Origin of the sequence: Nonomuraea turcica (genome assembly GCF_030718205.1) — a bacterium.
Classification (GTDB): Bacteria; Actinomycetota; Actinomycetes; order Streptosporangiales; family Streptosporangiaceae; genus Nonomuraea.
The window spans coordinates 117659-132245 of the sequence record NZ_JAUZQF010000026.1 but is presented as its reverse complement, the minus strand read 5'-3'; the positions used below and the strand labels follow the sequence as shown (position 1 = coordinate 132245).

The 14587-nt window shown below is 70.8% G+C and carries 16 protein-coding genes; 11 read left to right on the top strand and 5 right to left on the bottom strand.

All coding sequences use genetic code 11. The features are described from left to right. Positions 1–152: 152 nt before the first annotated feature. The 4 genes from Q9G87_RS47585 to Q9G87_RS47570 all read left to right on the top strand — a co-directional run bounded on the left by Q9G87_RS47585 (position 153) and on the right by Q9G87_RS47570 (position 2873). Entirely contained in the window at positions 153–1412 is a 1260-nt protein-coding gene (locus Q9G87_RS47585) for a DUF5994 family protein (RefSeq protein WP_305923274.1), read from the top strand. 138 nt (positions 1413–1550) lie between these two features. Next, positions 1551–1940 carry a hypothetical protein gene (locus Q9G87_RS47580; RefSeq protein WP_305923273.1) on the top strand — a complete coding sequence of 130 codons (390 nt, stop codon included), beginning with the start codon at positions 1551–1553 and terminating at the stop codon, positions 1938–1940. A gap of 175 nt (positions 1941–2115) precedes the next feature. Then, complete coding sequence (locus Q9G87_RS47575; protein WP_305923272.1) at positions 2116–2319, top strand: hypothetical protein; 204 nt, start codon at positions 2116–2118, stop codon at positions 2317–2319. A 179-nt stretch (positions 2320–2498) separates the two neighbouring features. Then, on the top strand, positions 2499–2873 hold the full coding sequence (locus tag Q9G87_RS47570; RefSeq protein ID WP_305923271.1) for a hypothetical protein: 375 nt from the start codon (positions 2499–2501) through the stop codon (positions 2871–2873). A 47-nt stretch (positions 2874–2920) separates the two neighbouring features. On the opposite strand, the gene Q9G87_RS47565 is transcribed toward Q9G87_RS47570, so the two are convergent. Together Q9G87_RS47565 and Q9G87_RS47560 are read right to left on the bottom strand one after the other, a co-directional pair. Next, a complete protein-coding gene (locus tag Q9G87_RS47565) occupies positions 2921–3217 on the bottom strand; it encodes a hypothetical protein (RefSeq protein WP_305923270.1) in 297 nt (98 codons plus the stop codon). A 90-nt stretch (positions 3218–3307) separates the two neighbouring features. After that, positions 3308–4114, bottom strand: a complete 807-nt coding sequence (locus tag Q9G87_RS47560; RefSeq protein ID WP_305923269.1) for an MOSC domain-containing protein — start codon at positions 4112–4114, stop codon at positions 3308–3310. A 145-nt stretch (positions 4115–4259) separates the two neighbouring features. Between Q9G87_RS47560 and Q9G87_RS47555 the strand changes: the two genes are divergently transcribed. From Q9G87_RS47555 to Q9G87_RS47540, 4 genes are all read left to right on the top strand, one after another. Further along, positions 4260–4718, top strand: a complete 459-nt coding sequence (locus Q9G87_RS47555) for a GtrA family protein (protein ID WP_305923268.1) — start codon at positions 4260–4262, stop codon at positions 4716–4718. A 157-nt stretch (positions 4719–4875) separates the two neighbouring features. Beyond that, entirely contained in the window at positions 4876–5910 is a 1035-nt protein-coding gene (locus Q9G87_RS47550; RefSeq protein WP_305923267.1) for a helix-turn-helix domain-containing protein, read from the top strand. A gap of 132 nt (positions 5911–6042) precedes the next feature. Further along, the gene (locus Q9G87_RS47545; RefSeq protein WP_305923266.1) at positions 6043–7170 is read left to right on the top strand and encodes a helix-turn-helix domain-containing protein; all 1128 of its coding nucleotides are present in this window, start codon (positions 6043–6045) and stop codon (positions 7168–7170) included. Positions 7171–7274: 104 nt separating this feature from the next. Further along, positions 7275–8108 (top strand): YoaK family protein, encoded by an 834-nt coding sequence (locus Q9G87_RS47540; RefSeq protein WP_305923265.1) that lies wholly within the window; start codon positions 7275–7277, stop codon positions 8106–8108. 58 nt (positions 8109–8166) lie between these two features. Here the strand turns inward: Q9G87_RS47540 and Q9G87_RS47535 are convergent, their stop codons facing one another. Next, positions 8167–8820, bottom strand: a complete 654-nt coding sequence (locus tag Q9G87_RS47535; protein ID WP_305923264.1) for a hypothetical protein — start codon at positions 8818–8820, stop codon at positions 8167–8169. A 153-nt stretch (positions 8821–8973) separates the two neighbouring features. On the opposite strand from Q9G87_RS47535, the gene Q9G87_RS47530 reads away from it, so the two are divergent. Beyond that, positions 8974–10989 carry a sensor histidine kinase gene (locus Q9G87_RS47530; RefSeq protein ID WP_305923263.1) on the top strand — a complete coding sequence of 672 codons (2016 nt, stop codon included), beginning with the start codon at positions 8974–8976 and terminating at the stop codon, positions 10987–10989. A gap of 12 nt (positions 10990–11001) precedes the next feature. After that, complete coding sequence (locus Q9G87_RS47525; protein WP_305923262.1) at positions 11002–11655, top strand: response regulator transcription factor; 654 nt, start codon at positions 11002–11004, stop codon at positions 11653–11655. Between the two features lie 12 nt (positions 11656–11667). Here the strand turns inward: Q9G87_RS47525 and Q9G87_RS47520 are convergent, their stop codons facing one another. Further along, a complete protein-coding gene (locus tag Q9G87_RS47520) occupies positions 11668–12573 on the bottom strand; it encodes an aldo/keto reductase (RefSeq protein ID WP_305923261.1) in 906 nt (301 codons plus the stop codon). A gap of 59 nt (positions 12574–12632) precedes the next feature. Here Q9G87_RS47520 and Q9G87_RS47515 point away from each other — a divergent pair, with 59 nt between their 5' ends. Further along, entirely contained in the window at positions 12633–12980 is a 348-nt protein-coding gene (locus Q9G87_RS47515; protein WP_305923260.1) for a MerR family transcriptional regulator, read from the top strand. A gap of 150 nt (positions 12981–13130) precedes the next feature. On the opposite strand, the gene Q9G87_RS47510 is transcribed toward Q9G87_RS47515, so the two are convergent. Then, positions 13131–14582, bottom strand: coding sequence for an MFS transporter (locus Q9G87_RS47510; protein ID WP_305923259.1), 1452 nt, complete (start codon positions 14580–14582; stop codon positions 13131–13133). Between the last annotated feature and the right edge of the window lie 5 nt (positions 14583–14587).

Genomic DNA, 14587 nt, shown 5'->3' with positions numbered 1-14587 from the left:
GTGTGGTTCAGGGAGCCGAGCCGGGGCGGCGTATGGTGGATTACCTGGGATATTCCGCATGTCGGCAGCCGCGTCGGCGTCTTCCCAGACCAGCCGGTCGATCGCGCCGGAGACAGGCGGCACATCAGATGCCGAACCACCACGCACCCGTCATGCCCATCGCCCTCCAACCGGCCCGGGTGTTCCTCGAGCCCACGCTGACCAGGGACGGAACGCTCGACGGCGCCTGGTGGCCCCACTCCACCGATCTCCACCGCGAGCTGCCCGCCCTCGTTCGCATCCTGGAGGACCGGCTCGGTCCCATCCTGCGGGTCAGGCTCGACACGGCGGCATGGGACGAGGTCCCCGCCCACCTGCTCATCGACGGTCATTTCCTGCGTGTCAGCGGCCTCTCGGCAACCTCCAACACGATCAGGGTGATCCGCGGCAGCCAGGATGGCTTCCTGCTCCTGGTGATCCCGCCGGACACCACGGGGCCCGTTGCGGCCGCCGCCATGAGAACCGCCGCACGCACCGGCAACACGATGTCCGCGACCGAGATCCTCACGTGCTGCCACTCGCGCGCCCCCGTACCGGAGATGAGGATTCGCCGCTACCGTGACGCGGACAGAGAGTCCGTGCTGGCGCTCATCGACGCCGACCGCCTGCCCGGACAGCCGCCGTGCACGCCGGACCTGCTCGATCAGGCCGTGGCCGGAACGTCCCGCCGCGATCCCGATCCCTGGGCCGACATCAGACACCCCAGCATCGACGTGCTGGTGGATCCGGACGGTCACGCTGCGGGCGTCGTGTCGTACGCGGCACATCGAGATCGCAGCGCCGGGCAGATCCTGTGGTTGCACGGACGTGAGATCCTGGACGTCGTCGAAGCGCTCGTCTTCCACGCCCTTCGCCGACTGGGCGGCGGCAAGCCTGTGCACGCCTTCACCGCCGCGCTGGGCCTTGGCCTGGCCGCCCTGCCGACGGGCCGCCGGCCCGTCACGCGTAAGGTGCTCGAACACGCGGGGTTCGTCGCCCGGAACTCCTGGCGCTACCTACGCCGCACGACACCCTGTGACCTTCCTGGCGCGGCGTGCCCGTCGGTCGAGGTCGTCGCGAGCGCGGCCCCATCCGGTTGGTTGCTGAAGGCCCGAGACGACGATTCCTCCGCCGAACTCGTCGCGCAGGAGCCGATCGACGGCCTCGGCGTCCTGTGGTGGTTCAGCGCGGCCGATGACCACGGCGATCCGGCCCTCGAACGGGCGCTGCTGCTCCAGGCCGATGCCCTCCTGCGTGAACACGGAGCATCGGAGGCGATCCTGTACGCCGCCGGCGACCCGGAATCGTCCGCGGCGTTGTTCGACGCCGCCGGCTTCGCCGAGATCGACCACCTGGTCTCCTTCACCCGGCCGAACAACGCCGCCGCCGACTGACCACATCTGTACTCCGTGGGGCACCTGCCGCAGAGATCCGTCCCCACAGCAGCCGCGGCACGTACGCGAAAGGATTTGATCATCGTTTCCGATTCCTTTCCCCCGTCCGAGCACCGGGCGCGACGCGTACGTCGCCGCGTGACGGAGACGGCGAAGCTGGGCGCCCGCGAGCAGTCCCACGCCGACGTCGTCCGATGGACCTGCCCACACGGCCTGCACGCCGGCCAGGGTTGTGTCGCCTGCTACCGCGCCTCGACCGAGGCCGACCCGGCGTTGCCGCTGTGGGAGGTCGCGGTGTGGTTCACCTCGACGCGGCCGATGCCGATCAGGGCGCTGAAAGACGTACGCCGCCACGGCTGTAGCTTCTCGCTCGACCAGCCGTCCACTCCCCTGGTCTATCTCCTCAGCGGGCAGGCACGGGCCGCCACCGGGACGGAGGCGGTTGCCGGGCTGGTCGGGTTCCTCATCGAGAACCAGCACATCGCCAACACGTTCACGGTGACGGAGGTCCGCGCCGTCCACTCCTGACGAGCGACCGCGCGTTGCGGGCTCAGGGGAGGCCGAAGGTGGCAAATAGACGGAGATACCAGTTTTACTGTCTTTGTTACAGCTTGAGGACGGTTTTAGTTGAGCGCAGGCTGCAGGTGTGGCCGTTTATTCCGGCAAACATAAAATGATCGTAACCTCCGAAAGAAGGCCGCCAATGAGTGTGACAGGGTTCCCGCTCACCCTGCGGGTCACCGTGAGTGGAGCGACTCCAGACGAGATCAGAGAGAACGCCCGGGCTGAGGCTCACGCCTTCTTCGGTCCAGACGCCGAACTGGACGTCATCAGTGCCGAGGCCGAAGCGGAGGGGGAGCGCCACGACCGCTACCGCGCGACCGTCGCCTTCCGCCGGGTTGGCTGATCCCTGGACCGTTCCGGCGTCTAACGCGTCTCGTGTGATGAATGTCGCCTTGGTGGGCGGATGTCTACGTTTGGGTGTCTAGGTGGCGAACACTCCGTGTCAGGCCTTTTGTCAGTCTGGTCGTCTGGTCCAAGATCGGCTGCGAGCGGCGACGAGCCGCTCGAGCCGGAAGGGAAAAGATGAAGAAACTGATCCAGACGGCCGTTGTGGGCATCGGTGTGGCGGCGGCGAGCATGGTTCTCGCGCAGCCGGCCTCGGCGGCCTCGTTCTCGTGGAACGTCGGCGACGGCCTCGTCACCTACGACGACGGTGCGGACAGGATCTGCGCCGACGCGTACACCGGCGAGGGCTCTCGCTGGGTGGAGGTGGCGCTGGTCCCGGTCAACGGGGGCGGCCCCTCGTACACCTGGAGGGACACCACCAGCTCCGGTGACCCCACGTGCCGGAGCCTGGCCACCGCGTACGAGGACACCTACTACCGCGCCACGGTCAAGACCTACTGGGGCGAGCGGGGCACCATTGTGAACCGCGGCTCCAAGTACTTCTACAGCTGATCGAGCCAGGCGACGGCGCGGCAACGCGCCGTCGCCCCCGGCTGCCTCTATCGCACGGGTACGGCGAGCTCACGGCCGCGGTAGAAGCCTTCTCGCTCCTCGACGACGTAAGGGGCCATGGCCTCGCGTCGGCGCGCCTCGCCCTCGGAGGTTCGCCAGGAGTCGCAGGCCTCCTTCGAGTCCCAGAACGAGACTCCGGTGATCTCCTGCCCGTCCTCGGACCAGTATGCGTAGGCGTGGCGCAGGCCCTCTGGATAGGGCTCCGGGCGCCAGGCCCGTTCGAACTCCTCCAGCGCGTCCGGCCTGATGCGGCGTGTCGTCACCCAGACGTAGTGTTCCCTCATCACAGCCTCCTCTGGAACACAGGTTCGGCTTGATGACCCTCCCTCACCTCCACCATAGACCGTGGACCAGGACCGCCTGCAGGGCGGCCATCAGCCCTGGCCATCCGATGTGACGGTCACCGGATCGCCGAGCCGGAGCCGTCCCGGGTTCCGCGGCACCAGGCGGATGCCGAACCAGGTCTTGCCGTCCCACCGGCGGTGCTTCGCGAGGGTGCGGAGGGGCTCCTTGCCCTTGACCAGGGTCACGGGGTCGATGGTGGTGACCGCGCAACGGTCGCACAACTCGGAGACACGGAAGTCGACCTCGCCGATCCTGACGTCGGTCCAGGAATCCTCGGCGTACGGCGCGGCGCCGTCGATCACCGCATTGGGGCGGAAACGTGCCATGTCGAGCGGGGTGTCCCCGCCGATCTGCTCATCCAGCACGCGTAGCGACGCGGCGGACGTCAGCAGCAGTGGCGCGTCCCAGGCGAAGCTGACGACCTCGCCGGGCAGGCCGCCGTGGGCCGGGTCGATGGTACGGCGGTGCGGGTCGTCCAGCCAGACCAGCCGGGCGGTGCGGCCCAGGAGCCGGGTGAACCACGCGTGGGCCTCGTCGCCGGCGGGGATCGCCCGATCCAGGCCGGTGAAGCCGACAGGCACCGGCTCCCCGGCGGCCGGGGGGACTTGCAGGTCGGGCAGTCCGGGAGCGGACAGTAGGAGGCCGCCGCCGTCCACGTTCTGCGCGCGGACCGACGCCATCCGGGGATACTCGCCGAGCCAGAGATTGTCGCCCGCCTCGTCGACGACCGCCCACCGCCGATCTCCGGCCAGCCCCCAGGGCTCCACGGTGGCTTCGGGCACGGGACACCCAGCACCGGATTTAACAGGATAAATCCGGATATCGACCACTCTCATGATCAGATCGTAGGGCGCGCCGGAACGCAGGCACAATGCCACGCGGAAGGAACCATGGCCAGGCCGCGCTGATCGGCGGCATTTCTCACCTGCGTTTCATGCTCGGCCAAGGGGGCTCCCATGCGGGCTCTCGATCATCGACGTCATGAGCGTCCTGACCGTCACTCCCCACGCCCCGGCCGCCGCATCGGGCCCGGCCCCCGCCGCGCTCTCCCGCCGGCTGCCGTCCTACGCGGTCGTCGGAGCCTCGTGCACGGTGGCCTATCTGGTGCTGTTCTGGGCGCTCTCCGCGATCCTGCCATCGATGGCCGCCAACACCCTCGCCATGCTCACCACGGCGATCGCCAACACCGCCGCCAACCGGAGGTTCACGTTCGGGGTGACCGGAAGGGCGGGAGCGGTGCGCGATCATCTGGGCGGGCTCATCGCCTTCCTCATCGGCTTGGCGATCTCCACGCTGAGCCTGGCCGTCCTGCCATCGGGCTCGTCGGCGACGGCGGAGCTGATCGCGGTGATCCTGGCCAATGGGCTGGCGTCGGCGATCCGGTTCGCCCTGTTGCAGGGATGGGTGTTCAACCCGAGGCTGCGTTCAGCGACGCACTGACGAGGTCTCGTTCCCCTTCGGACTGCCGGCCGCGGGTGGCCCCTGACCAGGGGTCACCCGCTTTTGCGTGCCCGGTCGACGCCTTTGTCAAATGAGCAGTCCATCGGCGGGGCGACCGACGAATAGGAGGCGACAGTTCATCTCGGCAGGGGGCACGATGTTGCAGAACGAGAGCACCACACGAGGACGACGGGAGCGCCCGGTGCCGCCCGGTCCGCTCCAGGAATTCGCTCAGGGGCTACGCGACCTCCGGGCGGCGGCGGGCAATCCGAGTTATCGGGCGATGGAGCGTAAGGCCGGCTACTCGGCCTCGGCACTGTCCGCGGCGGCGGCGGGGGACAGGCTGCCGAGCCTGGCGGTCACGCAGGCGTACGTGGGCGCATGCGGCGGCGATCAGGACGAGTGGACCCGGTTCTGGCACACGCTGAGAGGGGACCTGGACAGGCCCTCCGACGGCGGCGTCGGGCTGACGCGTGCCGCGAACGCTCACCACCGGCGGGCGCGTCCAGGGGGCCGCGCGATCAGGCTGTCGGCGATCGTGGCCACGCTCGGGCTGATCGGGCTGGGCACGATTGGAGCGTTCCAAAAACCTCCGTCAGTCCAGCGGAAACCGTCGCCGTCGCCGATGTCACAGAACAGAGCGGCGGAGCCTCCCGCGCCACCCGTCCAGCCGCACCAGCAGACCCGGCCGGCCTTCACGGCGGTCGCCGGGCCCGGCTGCCCGCGTGACACCAGCCGCAGTGTGCTCGTCAGCGGCGTGCCGGGCCGGGACGGCTGGAAGGACGCCAGCGTGCCAGGTTGGAGGGGCGCGGGTTGCGGGGACGGTTTCCTGTTCTCGGAGCTGACGTACGACCCGCGGGCCGCCGCGCATCCGCAGAACAGTTTCCAGTGGAGGTTCACCACGGGGTTGCGCGGCCGGCAGCAGTGCTTCGTGGCGGTATACGTCCCTAAGTCCTCCTTCGCCGACCAGTCGGTCCGCTACACCGTCAGCGACGGCTTCGACAGGGACGCGCGGACGGTTGCGGAGTTCACCCTCGACCAGCGCATGCGGCAGGGCACGTGGGTACCGGCGCCGGTCCCGGTCGTCGTCACTACCGGTCTGGTCATGGTGAAGATCACCGACGACGGCAGAGGGAACACGACAGGCGACCGGTCGATGGCGGCCGGCCCCATCCGGCTCGCCTGTCCGTAACGGCGCGGCCGGCTCCTGAGCGTGCCTGCCGCACGCATGGACGACGACACGACCCGGCGAAATCGCCGATTGGTCAGTTCGCAATCCGTATGGCCCCGAATCAGGGGCAACGCTCGATCGCTAGGGGACACGATGACAAGTAAGAACACAACGGTCGACAAAAGCGCGGCCGGTGGGCGGCACAAGCGACCGACGCCGCCCGATCCGCTCCAGGAATTCGCCCAGGGGTTGCGCGACCTCCGGGTGCGGGCGGGCAATCCGAGCTACCGCAGGATGAAGCGTAAGACAGGGTATTCGGCCTCGGAACTCTCCGAGGTGGCCGCGGGTGAGAAGCTGCCGAGCCTGGCGCTCACGCAGGCGTACGTGGCCGCGTGCGGTGGCGATCAGGCCGAATGGACCAAGATCTGGCACACCCTCAGAGGAGAGCTGGACAAGTCCCACGACACCGTGGCATACCGCCGAGTCTCGCCCGCTTATCCACCGCAGCAGGCCCGTCCGCGGCGAAGCTCCGTCAAGACCTGGGTGATCGTCGGGGTGCTGGGGCAGGTGGCGGTGGTCTCGGCGTTCGCGGTCATCCATTTCCGCCAGGGCCAGGCGCCCGCATCCGTGTCCGCCGTACAGACCCAGGGCCCCACGCCCAGGGCAGACGGTGCACTCCCGGCACGACCTCAAGCAGAGCCGACCACGTCTCGAGCCGAGCAGCCGCGTCCCCAGCGCACCCAGGGTGGTTCGAAGACCGGCTCGGCCCAGGTTCGACCGGCCTTCTCGGCGGTTGCGGGGCCGGGCTGCCCGCGTGACACCAGCCGGAGCGTCCGGATCAATGGGGTGCCGGGCCGGGACGGCTGGAAGGACGCCAGCGCACCTGGCTGGACGGGCGCGGGCTGCGGGGACAGTTTCCTGTTCTCGGAGCTGACGTACGACCCGCTGGCCGCCACGCATCCGCAGAACAGTTTCCAGTGGAGGTTCACCACGGGGTTGCGTGGCCAGCGCCAATGCCTGGTGGGGGTGTACGTCCCTAAGTCCGGGTTCGCCGGGCAGCGGGTCTGGTACACCGTCAGCGACGGCTTCGACGAGGACGCGCGGACGGTTGCGGAGTTCACTCTCGACCAGCGCATGCGGCAGGGCACGTGGGTGCCGGCGCCGGTCCCGGTGGTCGTCACCACCGGCCTGGTCATGGTGAAGATCACCGACAACGGCAAGGGGAACACGACCGGCGACCAGTCGATGGTGGCCGGCCCGGTGCGGCTCGCCTGCTTGTGACGGCGTGGCCGAGCGCGCGTGGGAAAGGATCAGTACCGCGCGTGACGTGACGGTGGCCGGCCGGGCGGCGGCCACCGTTCTCGGCTGAACAGGGAGGACGCGGCATGTCACCCAAGGAGATCAGGCCATCCGGGGACGCGTCGAGCGGGGCGGGTCCAGTGGTGTCCGAGCGGGTGGCGGTGCGCCTTCTCGTGGTTCTCGCCGCGGCGGCGGGTTGCCTGGACGCGGTGTGCGTGATGCGGCTCGGCGGCCCGTTCGCCAGCGTCATCACCGGCAATCTCGTGCAACTCGGGCGGGGCGTCGCGACGCTGGACGGTGCGCTGGCGGCGGGCGCCACCACAGCCGTCGCCGCTTACGCTCTCGGCGTCGCGGCCGCCAGCGTCGGGCTCGGCCGCGTCGGGCTCGGCCGCGGTGGGCTCGGCCGCGGTGGGGCTGGCCGCGGCGCGGTCGGTTGGCGCCGGGGGGCCTGTTTGATCGCCGTGGCCGAGTTGGCGCTGCTGGTCTGCGTGTGCGCTGGATGGCTGGTCACCGGCGGGCAGCCGAACGCGACCGTCGCCGTGCTGCTGCTGGCGCCGGCATCCGCGGCGATGGGTGTGCAGAGCGCGCTGACGATCGGCTCCGGCGTGCCCGGAGCATCGACCACCTACCTGACCGGCACGCTGACCAGCCTCGTGCACGCCGGGACCGGGACGCCGCTCCGGCGTGCCGCCGCTGGGGCCGGGACGCCGCACGGGCGTGCCGCCGGCGGGGCCGGGAGGCTGCTCCGGCGTGCCGCCGGCGGCCTGGGCAGGCTGGCGGCGCTGCTCTGCGGCGCCACCGTCGGCGCGCTGCTGCTGCTCGTGGCGCCGTTGTGGGCGCCGGCCCTGTCGGCGGTTCTGGTCGCCGTCGTCGTTGCGATCATCGCGATCTCCACCCGTGGGCGGACGGAAGGTTCGTGAATCCGCCCGCCCGGCGTGAAGCGCGGTCAACCTCGCGGAGAGCGCAGGACCGGCCGCGTCAGTCACGCGGGATGACCAGGGCGGGCCGGAGAGCGAGGAGCACGCCCAGCGTGGCATAGCCGAGGAGCAGGTGTCCGCCGCCCACCCAGCGCGCGCTGTCCTCGCCGACCAGGATGAACAGCGGGACCGTCACCACGCCCCAGCTCTCCGCGATCAGCGGCCACCACCGCAGCGGTCCCCTCCACCGTCCGGCCACCGCCAGCTTCACGCCGATGATCATCATGCCCAGCATCGACAGCGGCCAGAACACGTCGAGGATGGCCAGCGCCACATGGTCCTGGGCGGGGTCCGGGAGAACGCCGTGCAGCAGCGACCACAGGCTGGCCAGCCCGAGCAGGACGAACTCGACCTTGAGCATGATCCTGGAGACCCGCGACACGCCCGTCGCCAGGGTGCGGATCTGCACGGTGAGCAGGGCGAACACGCCGAGCTGGAAGGCCAGCCCGGTCAGGTCGCCGACGCGCTCTTCGAACCCGTCGTTGACGGTTCCGAAGAGGAAGACGCTGGTGGCCCAGGCCACGGTGCCCGCGGTGAGCGTGAGCCCGAGCCGGCGCACGGCCTCGGGAGTGATGCGGCGGGGGGCGGGCGGCAGGCCGTGGGTGGGGACATCGGTCCTGGCCCTGGCCGGGGTGGTGCTGATGTGGGCGTCCATGACGGTTCCTTTCTCTGTCGTGGCACCCAGAGTCCGCGCCGGGTGACCCGGGCAGGCAGAGCCAGGCGTCCCTTCCTGATCGGGACCCGTGTCCCGGGACAAAAGGACTGAAGCCAGGATGTAATTCGTGGCATGACAGGTAAGGGGCGAGGCATGCTGCCGGTCGTGCTGGCCGCCGCCGGGCTGGCCATCGCGGTGGCGACGGTGGTGCTGGACGTCCAGGCGCGCGGCGTGCCGATCCCGGAGGCGGCGGAGCTTGACCTCGGGTGGCCGTCGGCGCTGTGGGGGCTGGCGATGCTGCTGCCCGGCGTGCTGTTGCTGCGTCTGCTGCCGCGCCACGCCGTGGCCTGGGTGCTGACCGGTTTCGGGCTGCTGTGGATGCTGGACTCTCTGGCCTCGAGCTGGGCTGCCTACGCCATCTACGTGGCGCCGGGTACGCCGGGCGCGTCGGCGGCGTACTGGTTCTATGCGAGTTTCGGCTCGACGTTGCTGCTCGGGCTGCCGGTGCTGATCTTGCTGTTCCCGGACGGGCGGTTGCCGGAGGGCCGGGTCTGGCGCGCGTTGTCGGTGACGAGCCTGGCGTTGACCGGGCTGCTGCCTATCCTGCTGATCACCGTGCCGTTCACGATGATCGCGCGATATCACGGCACGCAGCTGCCGCCGGAGATCGCCCGGCTGGATCTCGATCCGCTGGCGGTCCCGCTGCCGTACGCGTTCTGGGAGCCGGCGCTCAGCGTGGCGTACGTGTCGATCCTGGTGAGTCTGGTGGTGCCGTTCGCGGCGACGGTGCGTCGCTACTGGGTGGCCGATCCCGAGCGGCGGGCCCAGATCCGGTGGCTCATGTGGGCGGCCCTGATGGACATGGTCGTCCTGCTGACGCCGCTCACGGTGCCGCCGCAGCTGCCCGCGGTGCTGCTGGGCCTGGCCATCGCGCTGACCTCGGCGGCGGTCGTCGTGGCGGTCACCAAATACCGGCTCTACGACGTCGACAGGCTGATGTCGGCCACCGTGGCCTACGGCGTGCTGGCGGCGCTGGTGGTGCTGGTGGACGTGGCGGTGTTCACGGCGGCGGGCAGTGTGCTCGGCGAACGCGACTCCGCCCTGGCCGCGATCGCGATCGTGGCCGTGCTCTACGCGCCGCTCCGCAGCTGGTTGTGGCGCGGGGCGCGGCGGCTGACCCGCGGTCCCCGGCACGATCCCTACGCCGCGGTCTCGACGCTGGCCGAGCGGCTGGAGCTGGCGACCGACCCGGATGAGCAGTTGCTCGCGGTCGCTACCACGCTGGCCGGGGCGTTCCGGCTGGCGTACGTGCGGGTGGAGATCGAACGCCCGAACGGGGACCGTTCCGTCGTGGAACGCGGGACGCCCCGCGGGCCCTCGGTGTCGCTGCCGGTGGCCTACCGGGGCGAGGTCGTGGGGCGGCTGGTGCTGTGCCGTGCCGGCGAGCTGAGCGAGCGGGACCAGCGGCTGCTGGGCGACCTCGTACGGCAGGCCGCCGCGGCGGCGCGGGCCACCGAGCTCAGCGCCGACCTGCAGCGCATCCGCGCCCACCTGGTCCTGACCCGCGAGGAGGAACGCCGCAGGCTCCGCCGCGACCTGCACGACGGGCTCGGCCCCAGCCTGGGCGCGATGGCACTGCGCATCGAGGCGGCCAGGAACCTGGCCGCCACCGCGCCCGCCCAGGCCGACCGCTTGCTGGAGCAGACGGCGGCCGACGTCGGCGGCGTGCTGGCCGACATGCGCCGGCTGGTGCACGACCTGCGCCCGCCGGCGCTCGACGAGCTCGGCGTCCTGCGCGCGATCGAGCAGCAGGCAGACCGGGTCCGCTCGGCCGCGCTGGACGTCCGTGTCACCGGCGATGGCGCGCTGGACGCGCTGCCCGCGGCGGTGGAGGTGGCGGCCTACCGTATCGTGTCCGAGGCATTGGCCAACGTGGTCAAGCACGCGGGTGCGGCGCGCTGCGACATCAGCCTGCGCGTGGGCGAGTGCGGGCTGGAGGTGACGGTGCGGGACGACGGCCGCGGCATCGGGCCCGACGTGGCCGCCGGCGTCGGCATGTTGTCGCTCCGCGAGCGTGCGGCCGAGCTGGGCGGGCACTGCGAAGTGAGCTGCCCGCCCGGCGGGGGGACGCTGGTCGGCGCGCGGCTGCCGATGGATTGTCTGGCTTGATGGAGGTGGCGAGTGTCTGACGAGACCATCCGCGTGGTGCTGGCCGATGACCACCCGGTCTACCGGGACGGGCTCGCGGTGTTGCTCGGCTCGATACCGGGCATCGAGGTGGCGGGCACGGCCGCGGACGGCGCGGAGGCGGTCGAGCGCGCCGCCGATCTGCAGCCCGACGTGGTGGTGATGGACGTACGCATGCCCGGGCTCGACGGCATCGAGGCGACCAGGCGGATCGCCGCCGACAGCCCGCACATCGGCGTCGTGGTGCTGACCATGTCGGAGGAGGACGCCACGCTGTTCGCCGCCATGCGCGCCGGCGCCCGTGGCTACCTGCTCAAGGGCGCCGGCCAGGCGGAGATCGTCCGCGCCATCACGGCCGTCGCGCACGGTGAGGCGATCTTCGGGCCGGCCGTCGCGCTGCGGGTGGCCGAATTCTTCCAGGGGGCTGCGGTCACCGAGGATCCGGTGTTCCCGCAGCTCACGCCGCGCGAGCGGGAGATACTCGCGCTGGTGGCGGCCGGCCGGTCCAACACGCAGATCGCCTCGGCGTTGTTCCTGTCGCAGAAGACCGTACGCAACAACGTCTCCAACATCTTCGCCAAGCTGCACGTCGCCGACCGCGCCGAGGCCATCGTCCGAGCCCGCGACGCGGGCCTCGGCCGCCGCTAGGCGAGTGAGCCTTCATCCAGGGGTGTCACCGCCGACCCGGTCCAGCCGGGCGAACTGCTCGTCGGTCAGCCTGAGATCCAGCGCGGCGAGGTTCTCCTCCAGATGCGACTGAGAGGTCGTTCCTGGAATGGGGACGATGGTCGGCGAGCGGTGCAGCAGCCAGGCCAGCGCCACCTGCGCCGACGTCGCGCCGATCTCCCGCGCCACCACCGCGACCGGGCCGTCCGGACCCGCGTGCGCGCCCATCGCCACGGGGAAGAACGGAATGAACGCGATGCCGCCGGCCGCGGCGTGGTCGACGACCGGCTCATGCTGCCGGGTGGCCAGGTTGTACATGTTCTGCACGCTGACGATCGGGACGATCTCGGCCGCCTCGCGGAGCTGCTCCACCGACACCTCCGACAGGCCGAGGTGCCGCACCTTGCCCTCGTCCCGCAGCTGCTTGAGCGCCCCGATCTGGTCGGCGAGCGGGACGTTCGGATCGATGCGGTGCAACTGGAGCAGGTCGATGCGCTCGACGCGAAGGCGGCGCAGGCTCAGCTCGGCCTGTTGCCGCAGGTAGGCGGGGTGGCCGAGCGGCACCCACTCGGTAGGGGACGGCCGCAGCACGCCGATCTTGGTCGCGACCGCCACGCCGTCGCCGTACGGGTACAGCGCCTCCGCGACCAGCTCCTCACCGCCGCCGAGCGCGTACGCGTCGGCGGTGTCGATGAGGGTGACGCCCAGCTCCACCGCGCGGCGTAGCACCGCGATCGCGGCCGCCCGGTCGGCCGGGGGGCGCCAGATGTGCGCCTCGGCCCCGCGCGGGGAGTCCGGACCGTCCGCGAGCCGCATGGTTCCGTAGCCGATCCGGCGCACCGGAAGATCCCCGCCCAGCAGGATGTTGTCGTGATTGGTGTCGATCAGTTTCTCGCTCATGGCCAAGACCGTAGGATTTGCCGCCGGTGTGAGATTCAAGGGTTTGTGAGGGACGTCATATGAAGATCGGTGATCTGGCGCGGGAGACCGGGGCCAGCACCCGCATGCTGCGTTACTACGAGGAGCAGGGCCTGCTGCGCTCGGAGCGTAGCGGCGGAGGTCACCGCCGCTACGCCGAGGACACGCCCGCCGCCGTCCGCAACATCCGGGGACTGCTGGCGGCGGGGCTGCCCACGCACCTGATCCGTGAGATCCTTCCCTGCGTCGAGGGGCCGAGCCTGGCCGACCTGCACCCGTGCGTCCGCCGCTACCTGGACGAGCAGCTCAGCGAGATGGACGCCCGGATCTCCACGCTCCAGCAGAGCCGCTCCGCGCTCGCATCCCTGATCCAGACGACCGCCGCCTGACGACCGCCGTACCCCGACCCCGCCCCGACCGCGCCACCCGCCACATCCCCTTGATGCCGGTCCGTGTTGCTCCTGCTGTTCAACCGCATGAAGGCACCGAGCGCCGAATCGCCCGGCGGGCCGCAGCGCGCCGGGCGGAATCGCCTCCTGTCAGGAGGTCGCAGAGGTCTCCCTGGCCGCCACCTTCTCCTGCGCGGGCCCGTCGACGGCGGGCTGGCGCAGGACGGCGAGTGCCACGGCGAACGCCGCGAGCAACAGCCCGGCAGAGATGCCGAACGCCAGCCGGTACCCTCCGGTCAGCGCGGCGGCCTGGCCGGCTCCGGAGGCCAGCAGCTCACCGGTGCGCGAGGCGGCCATCGTGGACAGCACCGCCACGCCGATGGCCATGCCGACCTGCTGGGTGGTGTTGAACAACCCGGACGCCAGACCCGCGTCGCTCTCCCGCGCGCCGGACATGCCCAGCGTGGCCAGCGCCGGGAGCACGAGCCCGCCGCCGGAGATCAGCAGCATCGCAGGGAGCAGGTGAGTGACGTAGCCGGCGTTCACCGTGACCCGGGTGAGCAGGAGCATGGCCCCGATGAGCAGGACCAGGCCGGCCATCAGGACGGCGCGGGCGCCGAAGCGGGCGCTGAGCCGGGCCGAGACGAACAGCGAGATCGAGCCGATGCCCACGGCGGCGGGAAGCATCGCCAGCCCGGTGTCCAGCGCCCCATACCCCAGGACCCGCTGCATGTAGAGCGCGACGAGGACCTGGAAGGCGAACATCCCCGACAGGGCGAGCATCTGGGCGAGGTTGGCGCCGACCACGTTGCGCGACTGCAGGATCCGCAGCGGCATGAGCGGGGCCTTGGCCGTGGCCTGCCGTGCCACGAACGCGGCGAGCAGGGCCAGAGACACCGCGCCGAGGCCAAGGGTGTGGGCGGCGAGCCAGCCGTACTCCTCGACCTTGACGACGGTGTAGATGCCCAGCATCAGGCCGGTGGTCACCAGCACGGCCCCGAGGACGTCCGCGCCGGCGGCCAGCCCGATCCCGCGGTCGGCGGGTAGCGCCAGTAGCGCGAGCACGACGGTGATCACGCCGATCGGCACATTGATGAAGAAGATCCACGGCCAGCTCAGGGCGTCGGTGAGCACACCGCCCAGGACCTGGCCGATCGAGGCGCCGGCGGCCCCGGTGAAGCTGAAGATCGCGATGGCCTTGCCCCGTTCGCGCGGGTCGGTGAACAGCGTCACCAGGATGCCCAGGACCACGGCGGAGGCCAGCGCGCTCCCCACGCCCTGCAGGAACCGGGCGGCGATGAGCAGTCCGGGACCGGTGGCCGCGCCCGCCAGGAGGGAGGCGCCGGCAAAGATCATGTTCCCGGTCAGGAACATCGTCCGACGCCCGATCAGGTCGCCCAACCTGCCCGCCAGGAGCAGTAACCCGCCGAAGGGGATCAGGTAGGCGTTGACCATCCAGCTCAGCTCCGCGCCCGAGAAGCCGAGGTCCTCCTGGATGGCGGGCATCGCCACCGTCACGATGCTGCCGTCGAGGATCGTCATCAGTCCCGTCGCGGACAGCACACCCAGGGCGGTCCAGCGCGAGTTACGCACGTACGACATGGTCT